The 22848-nt window shown below is 39.0% G+C and carries 22 protein-coding genes; 14 read left to right on the top strand and 8 right to left on the bottom strand.

Annotated elements, in window-relative coordinates; genetic code table 11:
* Positions 1 to 31: 31 nt before the first annotated feature.
* A complete protein-coding gene (locus ALPR1_RS15625) occupies positions 32 to 610 on the bottom strand; it encodes a phosphonate degradation HD-domain oxygenase (RefSeq protein WP_008202132.1) in 579 nt (192 codons plus the stop codon).
* Positions 611 to 939: 329 nt separating this feature from the next.
* On the opposite strand from ALPR1_RS15625, the gene ALPR1_RS15620 reads away from it, so the two are divergent.
* The 5 genes from ALPR1_RS15620 to ALPR1_RS15600 all read left to right on the top strand — a co-directional run bounded on the left by ALPR1_RS15620 (position 940) and on the right by ALPR1_RS15600 (position 6319).
* Positions 940 to 2067, top strand: coding sequence for a TIGR03364 family FAD-dependent oxidoreductase (locus tag ALPR1_RS15620; RefSeq protein WP_008202130.1), 1128 nt, complete (start codon positions 940 to 942; stop codon positions 2065 to 2067).
* 77 nt (positions 2068 to 2144) lie between these two features.
* Positions 2145 to 2723, top strand: coding sequence for a helix-turn-helix domain-containing protein (locus ALPR1_RS15615; RefSeq protein WP_008202129.1), 579 nt, complete (start codon positions 2145 to 2147; stop codon positions 2721 to 2723).
* Between the two features lies 1 nt (position 2724).
* Positions 2725 to 3333 (top strand): hypothetical protein, encoded by a 609-nt coding sequence (locus tag ALPR1_RS15610; RefSeq protein WP_008202128.1) that lies wholly within the window; start codon positions 2725 to 2727, stop codon positions 3331 to 3333.
* Between the two features lie 4 nt (positions 3334 to 3337).
* Positions 3338 to 3856 carry a GNAT family N-acetyltransferase gene (locus ALPR1_RS15605; RefSeq protein ID WP_008202127.1) on the top strand — a complete coding sequence of 173 codons (519 nt, stop codon included), beginning with the start codon at positions 3338 to 3340 and terminating at the stop codon, positions 3854 to 3856.
* Positions 3857 to 3940: 84 nt separating this feature from the next.
* Positions 3941 to 6319, top strand: a complete 2379-nt coding sequence (locus ALPR1_RS15600) for a tetratricopeptide repeat protein (protein ID WP_008202126.1) — start codon at positions 3941 to 3943, stop codon at positions 6317 to 6319.
* 61 nt (positions 6320 to 6380) lie between these two features.
* Here ALPR1_RS15600 and ALPR1_RS15595 read toward each other — a convergent pair whose 3' ends face one another.
* Positions 6381 to 7058, bottom strand: coding sequence for an OmpA family protein (locus ALPR1_RS15595; RefSeq protein WP_008202125.1), 678 nt, complete (start codon positions 7056 to 7058; stop codon positions 6381 to 6383).
* Between the two features lie 311 nt (positions 7059 to 7369).
* Here ALPR1_RS15595 and ALPR1_RS15590 point away from each other — a divergent pair, with 311 nt between their 5' ends.
* The 8 genes from ALPR1_RS15590 (at position 7370) to ALPR1_RS15555 (ending at position 14020) form a co-directional block, all read left to right on the top strand.
* Positions 7370 to 8620 (top strand): alkaline phosphatase family protein, encoded by a 1251-nt coding sequence (locus tag ALPR1_RS15590; protein ID WP_008202124.1) that lies wholly within the window; start codon positions 7370 to 7372, stop codon positions 8618 to 8620.
* Between the two features lies 1 nt (position 8621).
* Complete coding sequence (locus ALPR1_RS15585; protein ID WP_008202122.1) at positions 8622 to 9020, top strand: group III truncated hemoglobin; 399 nt, start codon at positions 8622 to 8624, stop codon at positions 9018 to 9020.
* 42 nt (positions 9021 to 9062) lie between these two features.
* The gene (locus ALPR1_RS15580) at positions 9063 to 9965 is read left to right on the top strand and encodes a formate/nitrite transporter family protein (RefSeq protein ID WP_008202120.1); all 903 of its coding nucleotides are present in this window, start codon (positions 9063 to 9065) and stop codon (positions 9963 to 9965) included.
* 12 nt (positions 9966 to 9977) lie between these two features.
* Entirely contained in the window at positions 9978 to 10709 is a 732-nt protein-coding gene (locus ALPR1_RS15575; RefSeq protein WP_008202118.1) for a 3-keto-disaccharide hydrolase, read from the top strand.
* 174 nt (positions 10710 to 10883) lie between these two features.
* Complete coding sequence (locus tag ALPR1_RS15570) at positions 10884 to 11912, top strand: hypothetical protein (RefSeq protein WP_008202117.1); 1029 nt, start codon at positions 10884 to 10886, stop codon at positions 11910 to 11912.
* A gap of 79 nt (positions 11913 to 11991) precedes the next feature.
* The gene (locus ALPR1_RS15565) at positions 11992 to 13125 is read left to right on the top strand and encodes a hypothetical protein (RefSeq protein ID WP_008202116.1); all 1134 of its coding nucleotides are present in this window, start codon (positions 11992 to 11994) and stop codon (positions 13123 to 13125) included.
* Between the two features lie 38 nt (positions 13126 to 13163).
* Positions 13164 to 13742 (top strand): porin family protein, encoded by a 579-nt coding sequence (locus ALPR1_RS15560; protein WP_008202115.1) that lies wholly within the window; start codon positions 13164 to 13166, stop codon positions 13740 to 13742.
* 98 nt (positions 13743 to 13840) lie between these two features.
* Positions 13841 to 14020 (top strand): hypothetical protein, encoded by a 180-nt coding sequence (locus tag ALPR1_RS15555; protein WP_153231823.1) that lies wholly within the window; start codon positions 13841 to 13843, stop codon positions 14018 to 14020.
* 74 nt (positions 14021 to 14094) lie between these two features.
* On the opposite strand, the gene ALPR1_RS15550 is transcribed toward ALPR1_RS15555, so the two are convergent.
* Both ALPR1_RS15550 and parS read right to left on the bottom strand, forming a co-directional pair.
* On the bottom strand, positions 14095 to 14550 hold the full coding sequence (locus ALPR1_RS15550; RefSeq protein ID WP_008202112.1) for an RES family NAD+ phosphorylase: 456 nt from the start codon (positions 14548 to 14550) through the stop codon (positions 14095 to 14097).
* 4 nt (positions 14551 to 14554) lie between these two features.
* Complete coding sequence (gene parS, locus ALPR1_RS15545; protein WP_008202111.1) at positions 14555 to 15016, bottom strand: type II RES/Xre toxin-antitoxin system antitoxin; 462 nt, start codon at positions 15014 to 15016, stop codon at positions 14555 to 14557.
* 286 nt (positions 15017 to 15302) lie between these two features.
* Between parS and ALPR1_RS15540 the strand changes: the two genes are divergently transcribed.
* Positions 15303 to 15857 (top strand): REP-associated tyrosine transposase, encoded by a 555-nt coding sequence (locus tag ALPR1_RS15540; RefSeq protein WP_008202110.1) that lies wholly within the window; start codon positions 15303 to 15305, stop codon positions 15855 to 15857.
* Positions 15858 to 15937: 80 nt separating this feature from the next.
* Here ALPR1_RS15540 and ALPR1_RS15535 read toward each other — a convergent pair whose 3' ends face one another.
* From ALPR1_RS15535 to ALPR1_RS15520, 4 genes are all read right to left on the bottom strand, one after another.
* On the bottom strand, positions 15938 to 18895 hold the full coding sequence (locus tag ALPR1_RS15535) for a DNA polymerase III subunit alpha (RefSeq protein ID WP_008202109.1): 2958 nt from the start codon (positions 18893 to 18895) through the stop codon (positions 15938 to 15940).
* Between the two features lie 524 nt (positions 18896 to 19419).
* A complete protein-coding gene (locus tag ALPR1_RS15530; protein ID WP_008202108.1) occupies positions 19420 to 19980 on the bottom strand; it encodes a pentapeptide repeat-containing protein in 561 nt (186 codons plus the stop codon).
* 57 nt (positions 19981 to 20037) lie between these two features.
* Positions 20038 to 20847 (bottom strand): creatininase family protein, encoded by an 810-nt coding sequence (locus ALPR1_RS15525; RefSeq protein WP_008202107.1) that lies wholly within the window; start codon positions 20845 to 20847, stop codon positions 20038 to 20040.
* A gap of 26 nt (positions 20848 to 20873) precedes the next feature.
* Complete coding sequence (locus tag ALPR1_RS15520; RefSeq protein ID WP_008202106.1) at positions 20874 to 22766, bottom strand: tetratricopeptide repeat-containing sensor histidine kinase; 1893 nt, start codon at positions 22764 to 22766, stop codon at positions 20874 to 20876.
* Positions 22767 to 22848: the final 82 nt, after the last annotated feature.

Below are 22848 nucleotides of genomic sequence, written 5' to 3'. Positions count from 1 at the left end.
GTGGGGATTTTATTACTTAAATATACTTCAATTAAGCGATCAGTCTTTCAGCTATTTTCCGGTAAACTCCTAAATCTGGAAGGGGGACATTTTCCAGCTTGGCCAATTCATCCCAATTTCTCATTTTTATAGAAACCTCAAATAAGGGATCGTTTTCAAATTCCTTTGCCTCAGATTCATTCATTTTTCCACCTTGGAACTCCAAGGTTTTCCTGCTTGCTTCCGAAAGTTTGTCAAAGTATGCAGGGTTTTTAAAAGTTAGGTATCGCTTTGCTTGCACATGATTCTCCACCAATTTGGCAATGCGCTCAGGGAAGCCCATATCCCTTAAAAAATCACCGCCAATCTTTTCATGGCTTTTGATTCCATAGCCATTCATCGATTCAAAACTTCCCAAATGAACGCACAGGTGTCCAATATCATGAAAAAAAGCAGCTAAAATAACTTCCTCATCATAGCCTTCTTTTTCTGCCAACTGAGCAGATTGACACATATGTTCAATTTGTGAAACAGGTTCGCCGATGTAATCATCGTCTCCATATTTTTCATACAAATCAAAAATCAGAGCTAACCTTTTGTTTTTGGACTTTTCAATAAATGTAGGCTTCATTTTTAGCTACTTTAATTCATTACCAAAATAACCTTTAGAAGGCTATATTAATGATATTGTCACGTTAAATTTTGGTGAAAAAATCAATTGAAAGGTGATTAAGGTATCTTGAAATATAAACATCGAAAGGAAGAAATAATTAACATACACTTCACTTCTCTAATTTTATTTTTGTTTACAAATGTTTAATTTTGCTAAACAATTATTGAGTTGGTTTTGCCTCAAAGGGAGTGAGTGTTTTGCACAAAGCTCCCTTTTTTTGTAACATGAGCTCGATTTTATAAGAGATTTAGTTTTTTAGATTTGAAATACAAAAAAGTAATAGTTTAATGAGTACTAAACCTTCAGCGATCGTAATAGGAGCCGGAATTGTTGGCTTATCTATCACAAGAGCCCTCCAATCCAAAGGTTGGAAAGTCAGGGTTATTGAAAGGCATCCTCAGGCACAAGGAGCATCGGTAAGAAATTTTGGGATGATCTGGCCCATCGGACAAACTCTTGGGCCAGCTTATGACCGTGCTTTAAGAGCTAAGGAAATCTGGAAAGAAATGAGTGCGAAAGCAGAGTTTTTTGCAGAAGAAACGGGCTCGCTTCACCTTGCCTATACCGACTTGGAGATGAAAGTAGTAGAAGAGTATACCGCTGCTATGGATGGTGTCAAATCTGCAAAAGCTCTTTCTCCAACTCAGGTAGCAGCCCTAAGTCCCGCCACCAAGTTAGAAGGGCTCAAAGGAGCTCTTTGGTCTGCTGATGAGATGATTGTAGATCCGAGAGAAGCGGTTCTTAAGACTGCCAAATATTTGAATTCATTGGAGGATGTGGAGTTTATTTGGAACAAAGCCATCTCGAGAATTGAAGGGAATACGGTTTATAGTGGGAAGAAATCCTGGTCTGCTGACAAAGTTTTTGTTTGCTCTGGGGCTGACTTTGAGACTTTGTATCCAGAGGTTTTTGAAGCTACTCCAATAACCAAGTGCAAGCTGCAGATGATGCGACTGGTTCAGCAACCCCAAGATTGGCGAATAGGCCCACCGCTATGTGCTGGTTTGAGTTTTATTCATTACAAAGGCTTTGAAGTAGCGAAGTCCTTACCCGAATTGAAAAGTATCTATCAAGAACAATATCCTGAATTATTGGAATTGGGAATTCATGTCATGGTATCTCAAAATGGACTAGGAGAACTCACGATTGGGGATAGTCATGAATATGGTTTGAATTTAGATCCCTTTGATCAGAATCATATCAATCAACTAATTATTGATTTTTTAAAGACATTTGCACAGTTTAAAGACTGGAGTATCGGTTCTTCCTGGCATGGGATCTATCCGAAAATGACCAATGGAGCCATTGATTTTGTGAAAGATATAGACGATTCAGTGACTATTGTCAATGGAATGGGAGGAGCAGGAATGACACTTTCATTTGGTTTAGGAGAGGAAGTGGTTGAAAGAATATAAATCGTATTTTGCAACAGTTTGTATATTGACAATTTGTCTTTTTGTTACCCAATAGATTATGAAAAAGTATTCAGACTATGGAAAATGAAGTAGTCGCGCAAATAAGTAATAAAATTAAATCAGTTCGGAAAGAAAAGAGTCTCACGCTTCAAGACATTGCAGATCGTGCAGGAGTTACCAAAGGACTTATTTCCCAAATTGAAAATGGAAGAACTATCCCTTCTTTACTGGTTTTGATTGAAATCATTCAAGCCTTAGAGGTTGATTTTGATTCATTTTTTACTGAGTTGAGTAAATTTAGCAGTGGAACCAAAGTCTTTGTGCAGAGGAAAAATGAGTATCAAAAGTTTGAAAAAGAAGATGCCTTAGGATTCGATTACTCTAGGATTTTTACAAGGAAAATGCCTAGTAGCACCATCGATATTGTGCTGCTGGAAATCCAACCAGGAGCCAAACGGAACTTTGTAACTACCGAGGCCTTTGAATACAAATACATCATTTCAGGTTCCGTGAAATATATCTTCAAAGACCAAAGTGTTTTCTTAAATGAAGGGGATTCTATGTTGTTTGATGGGCGCTTAACGCACAATCCCGTCAATGAGGGGAAAGTACCTGTGAAGATGCTGGTAGTTTATTTCTTTGAGCAAAAGAGGTAGAATGAGGTGGCTTTTACTTATTCTGTTTTTAAGTTTTTCTATCTCTGTCCTTAGCCAGACGAGGTATAGAGATGAATTAGGTAAGTCCGTTTCAAAAGAGGAATTTCAAGACAAAATTCTCAACGGACCTTATTTTGGGATTCCTGGCGAAGAGGAAGACTTGATGATGTTGATCCACCGCATGCCTTTTGGAAAAGTAGATCCCTATTCTTTTTATGAAAAGTTAGGCAAGCTAGAAGATTTAAATAATCAGAAATCGCTAATTGTTATTTATTATCCGGGTAAAGACGAATGTAATTCTACAGGTGATCATGCTTACGATACCAAGTATTTTAAAAAAAGCCATGAATGGCTATTAAAAACTGCAGAGAAAAGAGATGCTTCTGAGCCATCTTATATTTACAAAAATCCTCATGGTTTGGAGAAATATCAAGGGATAATTACTTGGATACCTGATCCAGATAATGCCTTTGAAGAAGCGTTTTTTAAATATCCTTATCCCTGTAGAAGCTTTGTAGTTATTCATCCCAGTGGCGAATATCGAGCCATTTTAGGAGAGTTTCCGAATTCTCAAATTGATCAGGCATTGAAGATTCTCAATAAAAACTAAGCGGGTGCAAGAGGTTCAAATACAGAAAGCAAAAATCCATGACTTGGAAGACTTGGTAAAAATGGCAAGAGAGTCTTTTTTGGAATCTTTTCGTGAAGGAAATAAAATCGAGAATGTGATGGCCTATTTAGAAGAAGCCTTTACGATCAATCAATTTAAGGATGAATTTCAGAACGAAGCATCCACTTTTTTTATCGCAAAAAAAGATGTCCACATCATTGGGTACTGCAAGGTGAACCTGGTTCCAGCACAAACAGACATTCAAGATCCAGAAAGCTTGGAGATTGCGAGACTCTATTTGTTGAAAGCTTACCTTGGTTTAGGTTTGGGTAAAAGATTGTTGGATCATGCCGAATCCTATGCAAGGAGTTTAGGGAAAAAATACATGTGGTTAGGAGTTTGGGAGCATAATAAAAGGGCGATCCGATTTTACGAAAAGAATGGCCTTGAAAAATTCAGTTCACACCCTTTCCCTTTTGGAGATGAAGTGCAGACAGATTTTTTGATGAAAAAGGAATTTTAAAATTTATAGAATTGAAGCACTTAAATCTTCGCTATTCATATTTTTGACTTTTATCCTTAATTTCCTGTTTCTAAAAAGAATAGAATGAAGCAAAAAGTTATTTTTTGGATAATAGCCATCTCGCTTTTAGGAGCTGGTTTATATTTTCATACCTATGATTATGAATACACAGGTGATGATGGAATCTATGCTTATTTCAATAGAGTAACACAAAAGGGATTGTCTGAATGGACCGAGTTATTTAAGTACGGTTCCATGAATTTCATTACCATAAATCCCGTCAATACCAGTATTTATAGGCCTTTTACATTGCTGACATTTGCGGTAGAGTATCAGATTTTTGGAGAGTTTAATGCTTCCAATGGGCATGTTATTAATGTAGTTCTATACTTCTTTTTATTGCTTATCGTAGGCAAATTATTGGTTGACCTATGTTCGAAAAAAGAGCTGCCGATTTTTGTTCCCTTACTGATTTTAGCTTTATATGCTGTCCATCCTTTGCATACAGAAGTGGTGGCCTCTGTTAAAAGTAGGGATACTTTGCTGGCTTCCTTGTTTGCTTTTTCGGCTATATTAATCTGGTTCAAAAGCGAAAATAGACTGACTTTAGGTAAGCAAATTTTGATAGGGTTTTTGTTTTTTCTCTCTCTTTTATCAAAAGAAGAAACGATTACTTTGATGGCTGTAGTAGCCTTTATTGCCTATTTCTTCCAAAACAAAAAGGTATTGGATAGTCTAAAAGAGGTGATTCCGTTCTTTATTCCGGTGGTGATCTATATGATTTGTCGTGCTTTTGTTCTGGACAGTGCCGCAACAGTTTATGACTCAAAAATCAATTCGATTTTATATGGTTTGAGTGGTGGGGAGAGACTTGCTACTAACCTTTACATCTACCTCCAATATTTAAAGTTATTGGTATTTCCACATCCATTGTCTTGGGATTATTCCTTCTCTCATTTTGATGTTCAAAGTTTCCAAAACCCATTGGTCTGGGTAAGTTTGATCCTTTTTGGAGCGTTATTTTACTTGGTGTATAAAGGCTTTAAGAGTAGAAGTTTATTTAGTTTCGGAATTCTTTTTTATCTGGCGACTTTCTCCATTTTCGCAAACTTGACTCAATCTTTAACAATTGGATCCAATCTAGGCGAGCGATTTTTATTCATTCCTTCTCTCGCATTTAGTTTTTTGCTGGTTTATGGGCTCTATAGACTGCTATTGAATTTTCAGGTGAAGCAACAAGCGATGGTTGCAATTCTTGTTCTTTTGCCGGTGATGCTTGCTTTTAGCTGGAAGACGGTAGATAGGGCAAAAGTCTGGAAAGATGCTATCGCGCTTTCTTCCTCTGGAGTGAAAACTGCACCGACTAGCTGGAGGACTCATGTGATGTATGCAGAGGAATTGAGGTTAAAAGGTGCAGAAATCAAAAAGACCTCGGTGGATTCAGCAAAACCATATTATGAAGAAGCAGTAAAGCAATATGATCGTATGTATCAAATTTTGGGGAAAGATGCTCCTGTATCACAGTATTTGGCCCCATTTGCTGAGGCTTTACTAGGAGTAGGAGATACCGCTAGAGCAAAAGTTGTATTGAATGAAAGTCTCAAAAAACTACCTAATAATTATTTCTCCAAGTTTAAATTGGCTGCTATTTCCTATGAGGAAGGAGAGTATGAAAAAGCAAAATCCCTGTACTTAGAAAGCTTGAATGCAGAAAAGCCGGATCTTCACCCTGCATATAAAAACTTGGGACTCACTTACATGCGTCTTAATGATAATGCAAATGCAATCAAATATTTTGAATTGGCTTTGGCTGAAAAAGAAGAACCGGAATTAAGAAGAAATTTGGCCTACTTATATACTGAAGAAGGTGATTTAGATAAAGCGGCTAGTTATAAGTCTGAAGATGATGAATATTCGGTGGAAGAAACCGCATTTCTACTTACCATGAGAGCAGGAAACGATGCTTTCGAAGCAAAAAACTTTGCTCTGGCAGTATCCGAATATGGGAAGATTGAAAGTGAGATTGAAGAATTTGGAGGAGCAGAAAAATACCCATCCTATTACCCAGCTTATGGAAAAGCACTGATAGAAACCCGAGATACCTTGGCGGCAAAGACCAAATTCCTAATAGCTTATCAATTGGATCCCACCAACTCTGTGGTGTCCACTAATCTTGGTACAATCGCTTTTTTGAAAGATAAAAATTATGCTGATGCCGAAAAATACTTTCGAGCAGCAGTCGAAGCGGGCCACGAAGATCAATTTTCTGCTTTAACTAATCTAGGCACAGCACTGATTGTTCAAAGGAAGGAAGAAGAAGCGATTGAAGTATTTGAGGAAGCTCTGAAATACGGATCCAGTAAGTCCGTGCTGTCCAACTTATTTTTATTGAATAAGGCTATTGGCAATGAGGAACGGATGAAGTATTATCAGGAGCAATTGCAGAATTCTTCAAGCCAGTAATCAAAAAAAAGGCGACCTGATGGTCGCCTTTCGGATATATAAAAAGGGTTCATTAATCAGATTAATCCTGACCTAACTCGCCTCGTTCAGCCATTCTTTGCATTTTTTTATTGGCATAAATAGCTACTTCTACTCGTCTGTTTTGTTGTCTTCCAGCTTCGGTTTCATTGGTAGCAATAGGTTGATTTTCCCCATATGCAGTGATTTCCAATCTTGATTTTTGAATTCCCAAGTTTGTCAAATAATCTTCAACCGAATAGGCTCTTTTTCTGGATAAATCTAAGTTGTAATCGTCTGATCCTGTTGCGTCTGTATGGCCTTCAACAAGGATGTTGGTCTCATCATATTTCTTTAACGTTTCGGAAAGCTCCATTAAATTATCCCTGGAGTTAGAATTTAATGTTGCCTTATCGACGTCAAACATCAGCCCTGAATCGAAGGTGATTTTAATTCCTTCTCCAACACGTTCCACTGTTGCGCCTTCTAAATCTCTTTGAAGTTCTTCTGCTGCTTTATCCATTTCGTTACCGATTATTGCACCTGCAGAACCACCGATAGCTGATCCGATTAGGACACCTGTTGCCGTATTATCTTTACCGGCGATAACACCGCCTAAGATACCACCAGCTGCACCACCAATAGCGCCGCCTTTGACAGCATTACTTGACTTACAACTTACGGCTCCCATACTTACGGAAGCAATCATTAGGGTATAAAGAATTTTGTTGGTCGTTTTCATGATTTTTTTTGTTTGATATCAATTCTAATTCAATTCACATACCACAGCGAATCCGGCTTATTTAGGCCGATTTACCGTTTTTCTATGGAAATAAATTCCCGAAATTGGGGAGAGACCCAACGTTTTTATTCCTGATTTTGGGAATTGAACTGAGAATGAAAGGAAGAAAAAGGTTGATTTGAAATTTGCAATTCTGACCTTGTGGAAACTAATCTCAGTATCTTCAGAAAAAGTGAAAGGATCAGGGTTACTTCAGGGATTTTTATTGATTTAAAGTTTTCAACAGGTATTTTCGTCTAAATTCTTTTCTAATGAAAAAATCACTCTTTCTCATTGTTATTTTGGTTATTGGCTGCCATTTTTTATCCTTTTCACAGGAAAAAAAGGAACCAGTGGTCATTTTGATATCTCTGGATGGATTTAGATACGATTATGTCGAGAGGTTCCAGCCAGAAAATATTAGCCGATTTATTTCCTCCGGGACCTCAGCAAAGTCTTTGATTCCTTCTTTCCCCACGAAGACTTTTCCTAACCATTATACGATTGCTACTGGAATGAGACCTGAGCATCATGGTATTGTGGATAATTCCTTTTATAATCCTGAAAAAGATCAAGAATATCGAATCAATAAAAGGGAAGTAATAACAGATGGGAGTTGGTATGGAGGCACGCCGCTTTGGGTTCTTGCAGAAAAAAATGGGATGAAATCGGCCAGTTATTTTTTCGTTGGTTCGGAAGCGGATGTGCAAAAAACTCGACCAAGCTATTATTTTGATTATGATGGTAGAGTCAAAAATCTGACAAGAATAAGTCAGGTTTTCGAATGGCTACAGATGCCGGACTCCTTAAAACCTAGAATGATTACCATGTATTTCTCTGACATGGATGATGTGGGGCATATGTATGGGGCAGAAAACGATAAGAAGCTTTCTGAAAGATTGGATCGCTTGGACAAAGAGCTAGGGTCCTTATTTGAAGGAGTAAAAAGCCTCGGCCAAGATGTGAATATCATCATCGTTTCTGACCATGGGATGGCAAACGTTACTAAAGACACATACATTCCTTTGGATAAAATCACAGAAGGGGTTTCTGGACGAGTAGTAAATAGCGGGGCTTTAGCGCATATATATCTCGATGATCCAAATGAAAAAATGAAAGCGATTAAGTTGATGAAAAAGAAAGAGGCGGGTTTTGTGGTTTTTGATTCCTCAGATGAGAATTATTACAAGGATGTAAGTGTTTATGGAGATCGAATTGGTGACATTATTCTATTAGCTGATCTCGGTAATTATTTTATGGAAAATGAAGAATACCGTGAGGTGATTTCCAGAAGGATGCGTATAGATGAAACGACAGTTAGAGGAACACATGGATTCAGTCAAAAATATCCTGAAATGCATGGAATTTTCTATGCAAATGGGCCACAGATTAAAGAGGGTTTGAAAATCGGTTCATTTGAAAATATTCATATTTACCCATTAATATGTGAGATCTTAGGATTGCCACTGCCAGAGGATATCGACGGGAATCTTGAGGTACTTCAGCCTATATTGAAAAAATAAAATGGATAGAGTTGATATCAGAAGTAGGAAAGAAGTAGATTTTTTGGTTCGTAGATTTTATGACCAAATAAGGAAGCATGAAACCCTTGGACCAATATTCAATGGAGTTGTTGAAGACTGGGATCATCACTTTGAACATCTTTCGGATTTCTGGGAAATGATCTTGCTTCAAACAGGGCCGGGAGCAGGAAAATTCAACCCAACCAAAGTGCACCAGGAAGTAGATACAGCAGTAAATAATACCATAGCTCAGGAGCATTTTGGAAACTGGCTGGAATTATGGTTTGGTACCATAGATCGATATTTTGAAGGGGAAGTAGCCAGCTTTGCGAAGGAACATGCGCGCAGAATGGCGCATATGTTGTTTATGAGAATCTGGGAAGGCAGGCAAAAACACTGATTTGCCAAATTTGATATAATAGATTCCCTTAAAATAAATCCTATGAATATGACGGATGAAGAAAAGAAACTAGCTGCTGAAGAAAAGAAATTGGCCGCAGAAGAAAAGAAAAAGCAGAAAGTAATAGATAAAGAGATTCAAGGGACCAAAAAGACTGGTAAAGATGCACCTAAGTCTCATGGAGAGATTTTAAGGGATCAGCTTTCGGATGCTTTAGAAACTTATAATAAGAGCACGAGCAGTATTTTATTGAGCTCTGTGACTGCCGGTTTGGAGATTGGCTTTAGTTACTTGATGATATGTTCGGTTTTCTTTTTTCTCGAGGGGAAAATGGGAGAAGATTCGATATTCAAAATGATTTCCTTGGTATACCCATTGGGATTTATTTTGGTCGTAATGGGGCAAAGTATTCTTTTTACTGAGCAGACTGCATTGCTGACCTTACCTGTTCTCAATAAAAAACAGACCTCTGGGGCCATGTTAAGGTTATGGGGGTTGGTGGTAATTGGAAACTTAATTGGTGGTTATGCCATCGCATTGTTGTTAAACTGGCTAGGGCCAAGACTCGGCATTTTCAATAATGAGGTGATGGTGACGATTGCCAAACACGTGATCGCTGCGAAGTTGCCTGTGATTTTGGTAAGTGCTATCGTGGCAGGTTGGTTAATGGGCTTGCTTTCTTGGTTATTGGCTTCTGTGAGAGACACAATTAGTAGGATAGTCATTATCTTTTTGATAACCTCTGTCTTGGCTTTCGCAGGCTTACACCATAGTATTATCGGTAGTATAGAAGTGTTTTCAGGGATGTTGAGATCTCCGGATATCAGCCTTTGGGATTACCTGACATTTCAAGGTTCGGCCTTGCTAGGTAATGCATTTGGAGGAGCTATTTTCGTGGCTCTGCTAAAGTATAGAGCATTTGTTTTTAATATTTTTGGTAAATAAGTAATAGGAATTATGGTTGATTCAGTAAAATCGATTGTTGGAGTATTAGTAGTAATCACACTTTTATTTGCCTTTATAGGAAAACAATCTGGCACCGAGCAATTAAAAAAAGAGCCTTCCTCAGGTGGCGAAACCATCAAACTATTTGATGGAGAAAGTTTAGAAGGGTGGCATATGGATGTTCCCGATCTGGAGGCTGATAGTAGTTTGCGAATTCCCTTTATCATAAGAGATGGACTTTTGGTAAGTTTAGGGACTCCTGAAGGCCACTTGATCACAGATCAAGTTTATGAAAATTTTACGTTAGAACTTGATTACCGCTTCGCAGGAAAACCGGGGAACTGCGGAATATTGGTACATGCTTCTGAGCCAAGAGCTTTATATGATATGTTCCCCAAGTCTATTGAAGTTCAATTAATGCATAGTAATGCAGGAGATTTTTGGTGTATTCAGCAAGATATCAAAGTGGATGATATGGAGAGCAGGAGAGGTCCTAAGGAAAACTGGGGTGTTTCTGAAGGTAAGGAAAGAAGAGTAAGAAATCTTACGGATGATTCTGAGAATCCATTGGGAGAATGGAATCACATTAAAATCACTTGCTTGAAAGATCGAATTACCGTTTGGTTAAATGGGGATTTAGTAAATGATGGATATGGAGCAACTGCTCAAAAAGGACAGATTGCTTTACAGGCAGAAGGTGCAGAAGTGGAGTTTAAGAATGTTTTTTTAGAGAAAATGAATTAAAAAAGTCCTATATTCTAGAAAGTTAAAATACTGGCGGTCAAATTATTAATTAATTATTTTGTTTAGGGTATTAATTTTTAATTGAATTATTTGAATGTCAAGGAATTAGTGATGCTGTGATTTTTTTACGATGACATTCTTACAGGTTTTGGTAAAACACAGAATATTGGAATTATGAAGAAATTTTTATCTGAAGTCTTATTTTTTTGTTTGACTCTATTGGTCTCTTTTTCAGGGTTTTCACAGGAGTCGAAAGATCTCTTTGAAGAACAGGAAACGCTTGAAATCAAGTTGAAATTTTCTTTGAAGGACCTTAGAAAAGAGTCCAACGATTCTACTTACGTAGATAGTTTCATGCAAGTGAAAAATGCGGAAACAGGGTCTTGGGATTCGTTAAAAATTGACCTTCGAGTCCGTGGTAATTTCAGGTTGGAAAACTGTTATTATCCTCCTTTACGTGTAAAGATGAAGAAAAAAGTCGCTAAGGGGACCGTTTTTCAGGGGAATCGAAGTTTGAAATTGGTTATACCCTGTACTCGGTCTAAAGGGGCCGATGATGATATCATAAAAGAATACCTGTGTTATAAACTTGCTGAGCCGGTTGTTGACTACGCTTTTCAAACAAGGATGGTTAAGGTCTATTTAGAAGACGAAGATGATAAAAAGGGTGAAGTTACTGAATTGGTAGGCTTCTTTATTGAAGATGATGATGAGGTGGCGGATCGTTTTGAAGGGGAAATATTGGATGGGAAAAAGATTCTGGGAACGGTCTTAGAAGATTCAGCAGCGGTAAGACATGATTTTTTTCAGTTGATGATAGGCAATACGGATTGGTCCTCCATGTTTCAACACAACATGAAAATCCTCAAACTGGATTCAAAAACCGTGGTTCCTTTAGCTTATGATTTTGATATGACCGGACTGGTGAATCCTCCTTATTCTCAGGTGAGCAACTTGGTTGATATTGAGCATGTGACTGAGCGATTATATAGGGGATATTGTAGAGAAGAGTCATTGATGCAGGCAATACGCCAAGAGTTTCTTGCTAAGGAAACAGAAATTTGGAGTTTAGTGAGTAGCTATGAATCCAGCTTGGATAAAGGGGAATTCAAAGTTTTGAACTCTTATCTCAAGGATTTTTTCATCATAATACAAGATGATCGAATTTTCGAAAGTCAAATTTTAATGGCCTGCCGAAAATAACTTTTAACAAAAGCTAAGGTGTTTTAACAATCAGCAAAAGTCTCTGCCTCTATCTTGCTGTTGGTTTTAAAGACACGATATGAAGCAGGTATACTTTTCATTTTTCATCCTATTGATTCTAGGGGCTAGTTGTACCAAAAAGAAAGCAGCTACGGATTTTAAGCAGGATTTTCAAATAGAAATTACTGATTCCTTACAGATAAATTATCTGGGAGATTTGTGGATTCAAGATTATGATTCGGTTTCGCAGGAGTTTGTTGCTACTACTAAAAATGATCAGGAACTTTTGTTTATCGATTCCAAAGGAGAAATCACATCCAACTTGAAGATTCCTTTTGAAGGCCCGAATTCCATGCAGGGGATATTCTTGCTGTCTTATAGAAATGAAATGTTGCAGATTTTGAGTTCGGTAAGCGGCTTTCATTTTATCACCAAGGATGGGGATTTTAAACGGTCAATTTTATTACCCTATCAGTACATCATTCATAATAATTCCTTAGACCCAGCATTTACCTCATTGGGAGAAAAGATCACCTATTTCAAGCCGGTGAATTTTGGAGACCTGGGAATAGGAAATGAAATAGATTTTGTGAAGTATTTGTATTCCGTACCTTTTTTGGAAGTATTGGACACAGTCTCCATGGAGAGGCATGACACGATGGATTTTCCTAAGACATCCATATATGCTGATGGGAATTACTATTTCTTTCCCTTTCCTAAAATTCAGAAGTTGAAGGATAAATGGTATCTACATTTTGATCATGAGTTAAAGTACTTTGTCTATGAGGAGATTGGAGAGGAAATAGTTCTTGAAAAGACAGTTGATTTGGAAGTGGAAGATGCTGTTTTGCCAAGAGCTGAAGATTTTGAGGTCGCGATGCAATATACCATGAGCAATCAAAGACCCGCTACCATTTTACAGCTGTATCGACTGGAAGGAAAGACGATTGTTTTCTATAAGAAAGGGGTTCCGGAAGAAACGGTGGAGATAGATCCAACAGCTTCAAATTTAGATCAGATGAATCAAACCCTTGCGGCAGTTTTTGATGAAGAAAACAAGTTGATTCAAAATGGCATAGAAGTCCCAGAAGGCCTGATTTTCAGCAGAGCAAACACTGAGGATGGTGAAATTTTAGCTAAAAAGAATCAAGACTTTTTCGGAACAGAAGAGGACCAGGTGGTTTATTATAAATTGAAATTAATTGATGAATAAAATACAACTATTTATTAAAAATATAGTTTATTTGTTTTATGAATAAAACTTTCGTTGTCTGCCTTGTGATCTTTTTAGCAGGGATTTTTCAATTGTCCGCCTCGTATGCTCAGACAAAAGTAGGAGCAAACTTGCTAGCAGAATTTTCAAATGACGTCAATGGGCTAGCTGCTGGTTTTGGTTTGGTGATAGACCATAAATTGACCCCCAAAAGCGGAATTGAGTCTGGACTTTATTACAGAACCTATCAGACAGGCGGCTATGTGAATGTTATTTTCGAAAATGGGGGGAATGCTATTTACTTTTTCGATATCAATGAGCAGTACATCTCTTTACCCATATTGTATAAATATCACACTAAGATTGTCAACCTTGCTATAGGCCCTACATTGGAATATTATGTGGGTTGGAATCAAATTAATGGAGAGCCTGAAGTCACTGTTGACGATCATTCGATCAGTCCCAGGTTTGGTTTAGGGATGATGCTAAAAGTAAGCCGAAGCATCCCTCTTTCAAGTCAACTCAGCTTAGAACCTGAATTGAGATTTAACCCGATTTTATCTTCGGGAAAAACCTTTGGAGGACTTGGTGTTGCTTTAAAGTATGAGCTGAAATAGTTCAGTTTAAAGACATGAACTATTCTCCCGCATTCCAATACTCCAGTCTTTCACATTTGGTAGCTTCGATGCTGTAGAAGTCAAATTCAGCGGTGACTTTGCCTTCGATATATGTAGATTGCCCGACCTTTGAAAGGATATTTGGTTCAAGTCTTCAGACTTGGACAATTTTATCTGTATCTGAAAACGGTGAAATTCTTGCCAATAAAAATCAGGATTTCTTCGAAACGGAAGAGGATCAGGTGGTTTATTATAAATTGAAAGTTGTGGAGGAATAGGGAAGAGCGGATGATTTGATATCAATTTAATACGCTATTAGCCTTCGGGAAAAAGTGGATTTCCTAACGAAAAATCATATGACTATCCGCTGGTCGAGTTGTAATGAATATGTTTTGAATGCGAGGAGGTTGAAATTTTCTGAAAGTGGGTTGATCACAAAATTCATTGAACTTGGATCCACTACGGAAGGAACTGCAAAACAGAGAAGGCCTGAATGAAGTAAGTTAGAACCATATTCCTGAGAGTCTTTTGTCGGAGGGAGGCTGTTCCAGTTTTTTGGTAATTCCGTTTTTTCAGGGTAGAAAATGAGCTTGTTCGGAATCTGAATTTCCATGACCGAGTAGAGAATATATCTCTCAGATGAGAACAACTCAGGATCTATTGTCAATCTTTCTAAGAGGCAGGATGAGATACTAGATCCAGCATAAATGGCGGGAACCCCAACTTTATTCCAACGTCCTCCATAGCGTTTGGCTCCTTCACCACTGAGATCGTTGTACTTTGTCAAAGCAATTCGATAGACAATCATCTTCTCAAATAACAATACCGTATTGAAGTTTCATGATTTCTGATTTGAGAAGGTCTATTCCTTCTGAAACGTCAATCAGTTCAAGGGGCTTTCTATTCCCTAAAGTAAAAAGTGGTCGATCCATCCATCTTTTAAAGCCTTCTTTGCCAAAGTAATTGATGCCTAAAGCATATAATGATGCGAGTTGATAGATTTTTTCGGATTGAATTGTATCAAAAACTTCCTTTCGCTGCAAGGTTTTGGATGAAACTCCCAAAGCTGTGGCTAGTGTATTGTAATCCATACCCGATAGCTCCTTCAGACTGTCGAAAGACTTTCTAGGCAAACCATTACGGAATACTTCCAATCTATCGAAAGGCTCGTCCAAAGGATGATCATCAATATGTAGAATATCAGATACAGAAAGATTTGAAGTCTTTTCATAGGCAACTGCCGGCTCTTTGACTTTGGAAGATTTTTTTGCCATGACTGAAAAAGGAAAATTGTCCTTTAATATAACGTAATTTGTCTTAAAATGATCAGCCTATTCTGGTTTTATTTTAACTATTCTCCCGCATTCCAATACTCCAGTCTTTCACATTTGGTAGCTTCGATGCTGTAGAAGTCAAATTCAGCGGTGACTTTGCCTTCAATCAAGTAGATTGCCCGGCCTTTGAAAGGATATTTGGTTCAAGTCTTCAGACTTGGACAAAGTTAGGATTAAGCTGGTTTATGAAAAAAACTAATTAACTTAATTAGTTAGTTTTTTTTCGATGAGTAGAAAATATAAAATTAGAGATCAGGATAAACTTTATTTTGTAACCTTCACTGTTATAGAGTGGATAGATTTATTTACCCGTAGGGAGTATAGAGATATCTTTTTGGATTCACTTAGGTATTGTCAGAAATTTAAAGGCCTTGATTTATGTGCCTATTGTATCATGTCAAGTCATATCCATATGATCCTTGGCCGGAATGGGGAGTTAACTTTACAAGGGTTAATGAGAGATATCAAAAAATTTACTTCTGTTAAGATTTTAGAAGCGATAAAGACTAGTCATACAGAAAGTAGAAAAGATATTTTGCTTTGGCATTTTGGCAAGGCAGGGAGAGCAAACTCAAATAACACTCACTTTCAAGTCTGGCAGCAGCATAGTCATCCAATTGAGCTGAATACAAATGAAAAAGTAAGTCGGTGCCTTCATTATATTCATCAAAATCCCGTAAAAGCAGGTATCGTTCTTTCTCAAGAGGACTATTTGTATAGCAGTGCCGTCAATTATGCCGGATTGCCAGAGAAATTGATTGATGTGTTATTGATTGAGTAATGATGTTTACAAACTGTAGACTGTGTTTTTATGTAGTCCAAGTCCGAAGACTTGAACTAGGGATGGTTCGAATATTTTAACTATTCTCCTGCATTCCAATACTCCAGTCTTTCACATTTGCTAGCTTCGATGCTGTAGAAGTCAAATTCGGCGGTGACTTTGCCCTCGATCAGGTAGATTGCTCGGCCTTTGAAAGGATATTTTTTGACCACGGGAGGGAAGTGAACCGTATCGATCCAGTGACCTTCCCGATCGATGAAAGTACCGAAATTCATTACATTTCCTTTGACTGTCCGTGTGTATTTGACGGTCACTAAATAGCCGACAATCTGCACGGTTTTGCCAAGGTAGCTCTTGAGTTCGGCGGCTTTGATCCCACAAATGCTTTGATCTTTGATCAGGTGAAAAGGGGAGTCCAACGGAAATTCCAGAATATCGATCTGATCCACGATTTCCTGACGGATGTCGATTTCTTCTAGTTGGGGTACTGCAGGCTGGCGAAAATTGAATCCGGTATTTTGCTTGAAAAGATCTGTCGGTCCGGGGATTGCTTTCCGCTTGTTGAGAATGAAATGCGCTTCCCAAAGCAGTTCCTGCTTGGTTTTGCCGGTGAATCGGAAGCAATTGATCCGAATTAAAATCAAGAGTTGCTCGAGGCTGATTTCTACCCGTCCGCAGAAATCAGCCAGTCCGATAAAGTGACCGTTTTTTCTGCGCTCGGTGAGGATTTTTTCTACGGAAGCTTTCTCTAGATATTTAAGATGTATAAATCCGAGGTACACTGTTATTCCGGTGATCCGGGTGAGATACTCACTTTCATTGATATGCGGAGCTTGGATGTCGGCACCGTTCATTCGGAGTTCGTGGATATAAAACTCGGTATGATAAAAGCCTCCAAAGTTGTTGATCACTCCCACCATAAATTCCAGTGGGAAATAGGCTTTGAGATAGAGACTTTGGTAACTCTCCACAGCAAAGGAAGCGGAATGTCCCTTCGCAAAGGAATATCCGGCAAAGCTTTCGATCTGATGCCAGACTTCCCCGGCAATTTTATCGTCATGTCCTTTTTCCCGGCAATTGTTGAAGAAGCGGTCTTTCACCCGTTGGAATTCATCCTTGGAGCGGGATTTTCCACTCATGCCTCTTCGTAGCACATCGGCTTCTCCCAGACTCAAACCGGCGAAGTAATGCGCTACTTTGATCACATCTTCCTGATAGACCATGATCCCATAGGTCTCGGGCATGATATCGGCGAGAACGGGATGGGCGATTTTGCGTCGCTCCTCATCCACATGTCGCAAAATGTATTCACGCATCATTCCTGATCTCGCCACTCCCGGACGGATGATGGAGCTGGCAGCGACGAGTTCCAGGTATTCATCGGCTTTCATCTTTGCCAGTAGCATGCGCATAGCAGGAGATTCCACATAAAAGGCGCCGATGGTATGCCCATCCCGGAGATGTTCTTTGATTCTTTGGTCTTTTTTAAACTGCTCCACTTTACGGATGTCTACTTTTACCCCTTGGTTTTGGTAGATGATTTCGATCGCACTTTTGATATGTCCCAAGCCACGCTGGCTCAAAATGTCAAACTTATGCAGTCCGATATCCTCGGCCACATGCATGTCGATGTGTGAAAGCGGGAAGCCTTTGGGAGGCATTTCCGTGGCGGTGTAGTAATGAATGGGTTTGTGTGAAATCAGGATTCCACAGGCATGAACTGTCAAATGGGAGGGCATGTCATGCAGTACCTGACTGTATTTGATGATGAGCTTGCCAAACTGATCTGGTTCGAAATTAGGCTTATCCGCAAAATGGATCAGAGACTCAATATCGCTTTTGGGTAGGCCAAAAACCTTCCCAAGTTCACGGAAGACAGAGTTGTACTGGAAGGTGCTATAAGCCGCCAAAAGCGAGACATGTTCCTGTTTGCCTTGGTTGTATTTTCTGAAAATATAATCAGTGACTTCATCCCGGTCTTTCCATGAAAAGTCAATGTCAAAATCGGGCGGATTTTCCCGGTAGAGATTGATAAATCGCTCGAAATACAAGTCCAGTTCGATGGGGTCCACATCAGTAATCCCCAGGCAATAGGCGACGATGCTATTGGCACCGGATCCACGGCCCACATGATAGAAGTTGCGCTGCTGCGCAAAGGTCACGATGTCGTAATTGATCAGAAAGTAGGAGGTAAAAGCCTTTTGCTGGATGAGCTCCAGTTCCTTTTCTATACGCTGTGAAATCGTTGCTGTTAGGTCTGGATAACGGTTGAGTGCTCCTTTGAAAGTTTCCTGACGTAGGAAATCGTAATCTTCCCAGTCCGAACCTAAGACATCCCGTTTGTTTTTGACGGCTTGGAAGTAGAATGAAAACTGGCAATGTTCCAGTAATTTCTGGGCATTGGCGAGTAGGTAGCTATGGTTTTCGCAGCGTGCCACCGCATCTGCATAGCTGTAGAAGCGGTCTGCAGGATCTCCTTGTTCTTCCGTAGGGAGTTTGCTCAGTAGCGTGTTTAAGTCTATGCTTCGCAAAAGACGGTGGGCATTGAAATCAATTTTGGAAGTGAAAGTCACCGGTTGGAGCATGACCAGGCGCTCTTTGAATCGAAACCAAGGGGAAGAGATTAGATGATTGAGCTGGGTAGGGTGAACGCCGATGTATTCATTTTCCCGGAGGGTAAAGGGACGATCAGGAAGTGGGTAAATAATAAAGCAGTGGTCAAAATCCGGGGCTCGTTTTCCGAATGGTTTTTTATGAACCAAATGATCCGAAAGATGGCTGTTGAGTTCGAAGAAACCTTCCTGATTTCGGGCCAGACCGATGTATTGCTGCTGATTTCCATTTCTGAAGTCAATGCCGATGACGGGATGGATACCGACTCTTTGTGCAGCGCGGATAAAGGGGAATACTCCTGCGGTACAATTGATGTCTGTCAAGGCGAAAGCATCGAGACGCTTGCTCTTGGCTTCCTCTATCAGTGCATCCACAGAAAGAGTTCCGTATTTAAAGCTGAAGTGAGAATGACAGTTAACAAACATGATTTTTAAATTAGATACAGTCGCTTCGCTCCTGAGATAGGCCTTCCTCCCTTCGGAAGGTAGGCGGCGAAATAGGGTCGCTTCGCTCCCGAAATATGCTTGCGCGAGATATGGTGATCTCTTTACCTATGGTAGCTTTGTGTCAGTCCGAGCGGAGTCGAGGACAAGGTTTCGACCCCTATAACTTTACGAGATGCTCAGCCTGACAAGAAATAGGTTCGCTTCGCTTCTGAGATATGCTTGCGCGAGATACGCCTTCCTACCTTCGGCAGGCAGGCGGTGAAATAAAACTAGAGTAGTATTTCACCGACCGCAGGGAGGTTGATTTCTACTGTATTTCCAAGTATTTCTGGTTTACTTATTTTAAAAATGTCAATTAAATTAACATTTCAATGTTTATAATGTAGTCAAAAAGTAAACTGGAAAGCAAGTGTGTGGAGGGAATTGTCTGGACTTATTTTTAGAAACCTGAAAATTAGGAATAAAAAAAACCGAAGCTTTTGACTTCGGTCAAAGTGGTTTTATCAACCAATCTTGATCCCATACTTCCCAAGCAATCCCGGAAGCCCATCCAGATCGAATCTGGCTCCTTTGATACGGTTGAGCTCGGGGTCAATGCGATAGTTTTGTGCATCACGAAAATCCACCTTTTCCAATACTGATTGCTCAAAAACAGCTCCGCTAAGATCAGAACCCACAAAGCTACTGGAGGTGAGGTTAGCCATTGTAAAGTCAGCTTCCAGCATTCGACAAGAAGAAAATACGGTCTTTTTTAACTGGAGATTGTAAAAACCACAATAGTCCAATTGGCAGTTTTTGAAAGTGAATTCAATTAAAAATGGATTGCAGGCCTGAAAATGAATTCCCAGCATTTTGCAGTTGTCAAATCTTACCCCTCGAAAAGAAACTCCCGGAACCTTGGTGTTACTGAGATCACAATTATGGAAGCTGCAGTTTTCAAAGCTGAAACCACGGAGATCTAGCCCTGAAAAGTCACATTGGGTAAAATCACAACTTTCATACTCTGCAGGAATGAAATTATTTGGATTAAGATTTTGATAATTTTGGTCTGAGAAATAAGACATTAAAACAAAGTCTAAAAGCTAAAGGGTTAGGTATGAAATGATTTAAGAAGAAAGGAGTTAAAGCCCCGCCTTATCCCATTTTCGGATCGTTTCTTTGATCAATGCAGCCACTTTTGCATTTACTTTCTGGAAGTATTCTTTGGCTTGAGCTTCATCAAAGTTGGGGTATCCTTGACCTTCTTGATATAAGCCTATGCTGGAAGGAAAAGGGACCGCAGAGTAAGTTCCATTTTTTGGATAGGCAGTTGCCATGTCAGCATCGTACTTTTCCTTATGCACTAAGCTTGGGTCAATTGCCTGAATGTAGGCTGTTTCATTAAGTCCTGCATGTCCTCCATCTTCTTTAAAGACTTCCATGGTCACATCAGAAGCATAAGACCACCAGTTGATAACGAGGGTTCGTACTCCCAACTCATTAGCAATTTCACCTGCCACTTTTTGCAGAACTGCTGTTTGGCCACCACCATGGCCATTAAGGATAATGATGTTCTTGAATTTGTTTTTGGCAAGGCCTTTTAGAATGTCACGGATAAAGGGGGCATAAGCTTCCTCGGAAATTTGAAATGCTCCAGGATAAGCGGCCATGCTACCTGTGATCCCATAATTTAGGGTAGGAGCAATCATCGCGTTAAGTTCATCAGCAATATCCTTTGCCATAGCGAAAGGTGCGGTATTATCGGCTCCGTTATTCACTACACCGTGAGGTTCCAAAGTGCCTGTAGGGAGGAGTACAGTATTGATTTTTTCAGGGACAAATTCCGCAAATTCCATCCAATTGATTCGGTCCATTTCACGGGTACTCAACTGTTGGGAAAAAAGAGGTAAAGCCGTCAAAAGTAAAAGTGGAAGGAGTAAAAAGTTTTTCATGAGATGGAATGAATTAGAACTATGGACTAAGAATCAATATTTTCTTTTAAGGTATTGATTTTTTCAAAGCTGAGTATGATTTCAGTTCCTTCATTAGGCGTGCTTTGGATTGATATTGCTCCTTGATTTTTTTCCATAAACTGTCTTACAAGAAGTAATCCGAGACCAGTACCTTTTTCTTTTTGTGTTCCTTCAGTAGATTTTACGCGAACCACCTGTGAGGATATCTCTTTCAATTTCTCCTCAGTGATGCCTATGCCCTCATCTTTAATGTGGAGGTTGATATAATCATCATTTTCATGGGATGAGTTCCATAGTTTGATGTTGCTATCAGGATTGGAGAATTTAATTGAATTTTGAAGACAGTTTTGGAGTACAATTCGAAGTTGTTGTGGATCTACAAGAACCTGAATATTGTCAAAAACCAATGAGGAATCAATGCTGATGTTTTTTGAAACGGTTTGATAGCCCAATTGATCCACTTGCTCTTTAACTACTTCAGAAAGATCTGTTGAAGTTCGTTTGGTAAGAATTCCATCTAGTTGAGCATGTGACCAGCGAAGGAGCTTCCGCAGCATATCATCCGTATCGGAAACTTGCTTGATAAGAAGTTTCCTTACAGTTTTTTGTTCATCTTCATCAAGGAGTCCATTCTCATCCAGTTCCAAGAGCTGTTTAACAGAATTGATAGGAGCTTTTAGATCATGGGAAAGAATTGAGAATAGTTTATTTTTCTCTTCATTGATGGTTTCCAACTTTTCATTTTGAACTTGAATTTCCTTTTGCTTCTCAAGAAGGACCTTGTTGATTTTCTCTTTTTGCTTGATTACTCTTCCGTATAGCACAAAGCCTATAATCAGTCCTATCAAAGCTAGGATCAGAATGAATGTAAATTTCTTATTGAATTCGGCATTACTCTCCGCCAGTTCTTTCTTTTGCAATAAATCCTGATTTTCTGCATTGGCCAAAAGCAGTTGCAGGTAGCTTATTTCAGCATTTTTATTTTCATTATAAAGGCTATCTGAATAGGATTTATAAAGTCTGGAATGTTCATATGCAGATTCAAATTGACCAAGTTGCTCATTAGCGGTCATCATTGCTTTTGATAATCGACCCTTGTCCCAAAATCCTCGTGTTTTAGTTACAGATTCTTGAGCAATCTCTCCCAGCTCTAATGCCTTTTGGGGATTTCCTCGGGCTATTTGGATTTCGGCCAATCCAGTATTTGCGAAAGCTTTGGCCCAATTGCTCAATTCGCCAGGATAGTCTAATACACGCTTATAATATTTCTCTGACTCTTCCAGTTTTCCTTCGTCAAAGTAAATCTTACCAGCTCTATTTAAAGTCATCGTAAAGATTACCCTGTCTTGATGTTCGGAGAGGTATTCCAATGCTAAATCAATAGAGCGGTGAGCATTCTCAAATTGCCCTAAGTCAGATTCTCCAATACTTCTGTTGAAATAATTTCTTCCGACACCATATGTGTCACCTAATTTTTTGTTGATCTCAATGCATCTATTGAAAATTTCAATTGCTTTTTCTAACTCATTTTGACTCAGGTAAATTAACCCCCGTCCATTTAGGGCATAACTTAAACCAGCTTCGTCCTGGGTTTTCGTGAAAATTTCGTTTGCAATAGAATAATATCTGATAGACTCCACATAGTCGCCTTCGACATAATATAGGGTTCCAAACAAATTGGCTATTTGGCCTGTTTTATTTTCTTCTTCTAAAAGTCGGGAAAGAGAATCGGCTTTGCTCAAATAGGAATAGGCACTATCCCATTCGGAGTAGAGGTATTTTTCACTTTTACTTATCAGTGAATCCAAAAGTACCTCTGGTTCAATTTTATCAGAACTTTCCTGTTCAAAATGGGGGATGGCCCAGATTAAGGAAATAGTTAAAATAAGATGGAACATTGGGTGACTTCTAAAACTATATAGCTAATAAGACGGTAAGATAATTCACTTGGGATGAATTAAAAAATATAAAGTTGAAAGT

It is taken from the genome of Algoriphagus machipongonensis, assembly GCF_000166275.1.
In the GTDB taxonomy this organism is placed as follows: domain Bacteria; phylum Bacteroidota; class Bacteroidia; order Cytophagales; family Cyclobacteriaceae; genus Algoriphagus; species Algoriphagus machipongonensis.
This window is presented reverse-complemented; position numbering and strand designations above follow the sequence as displayed.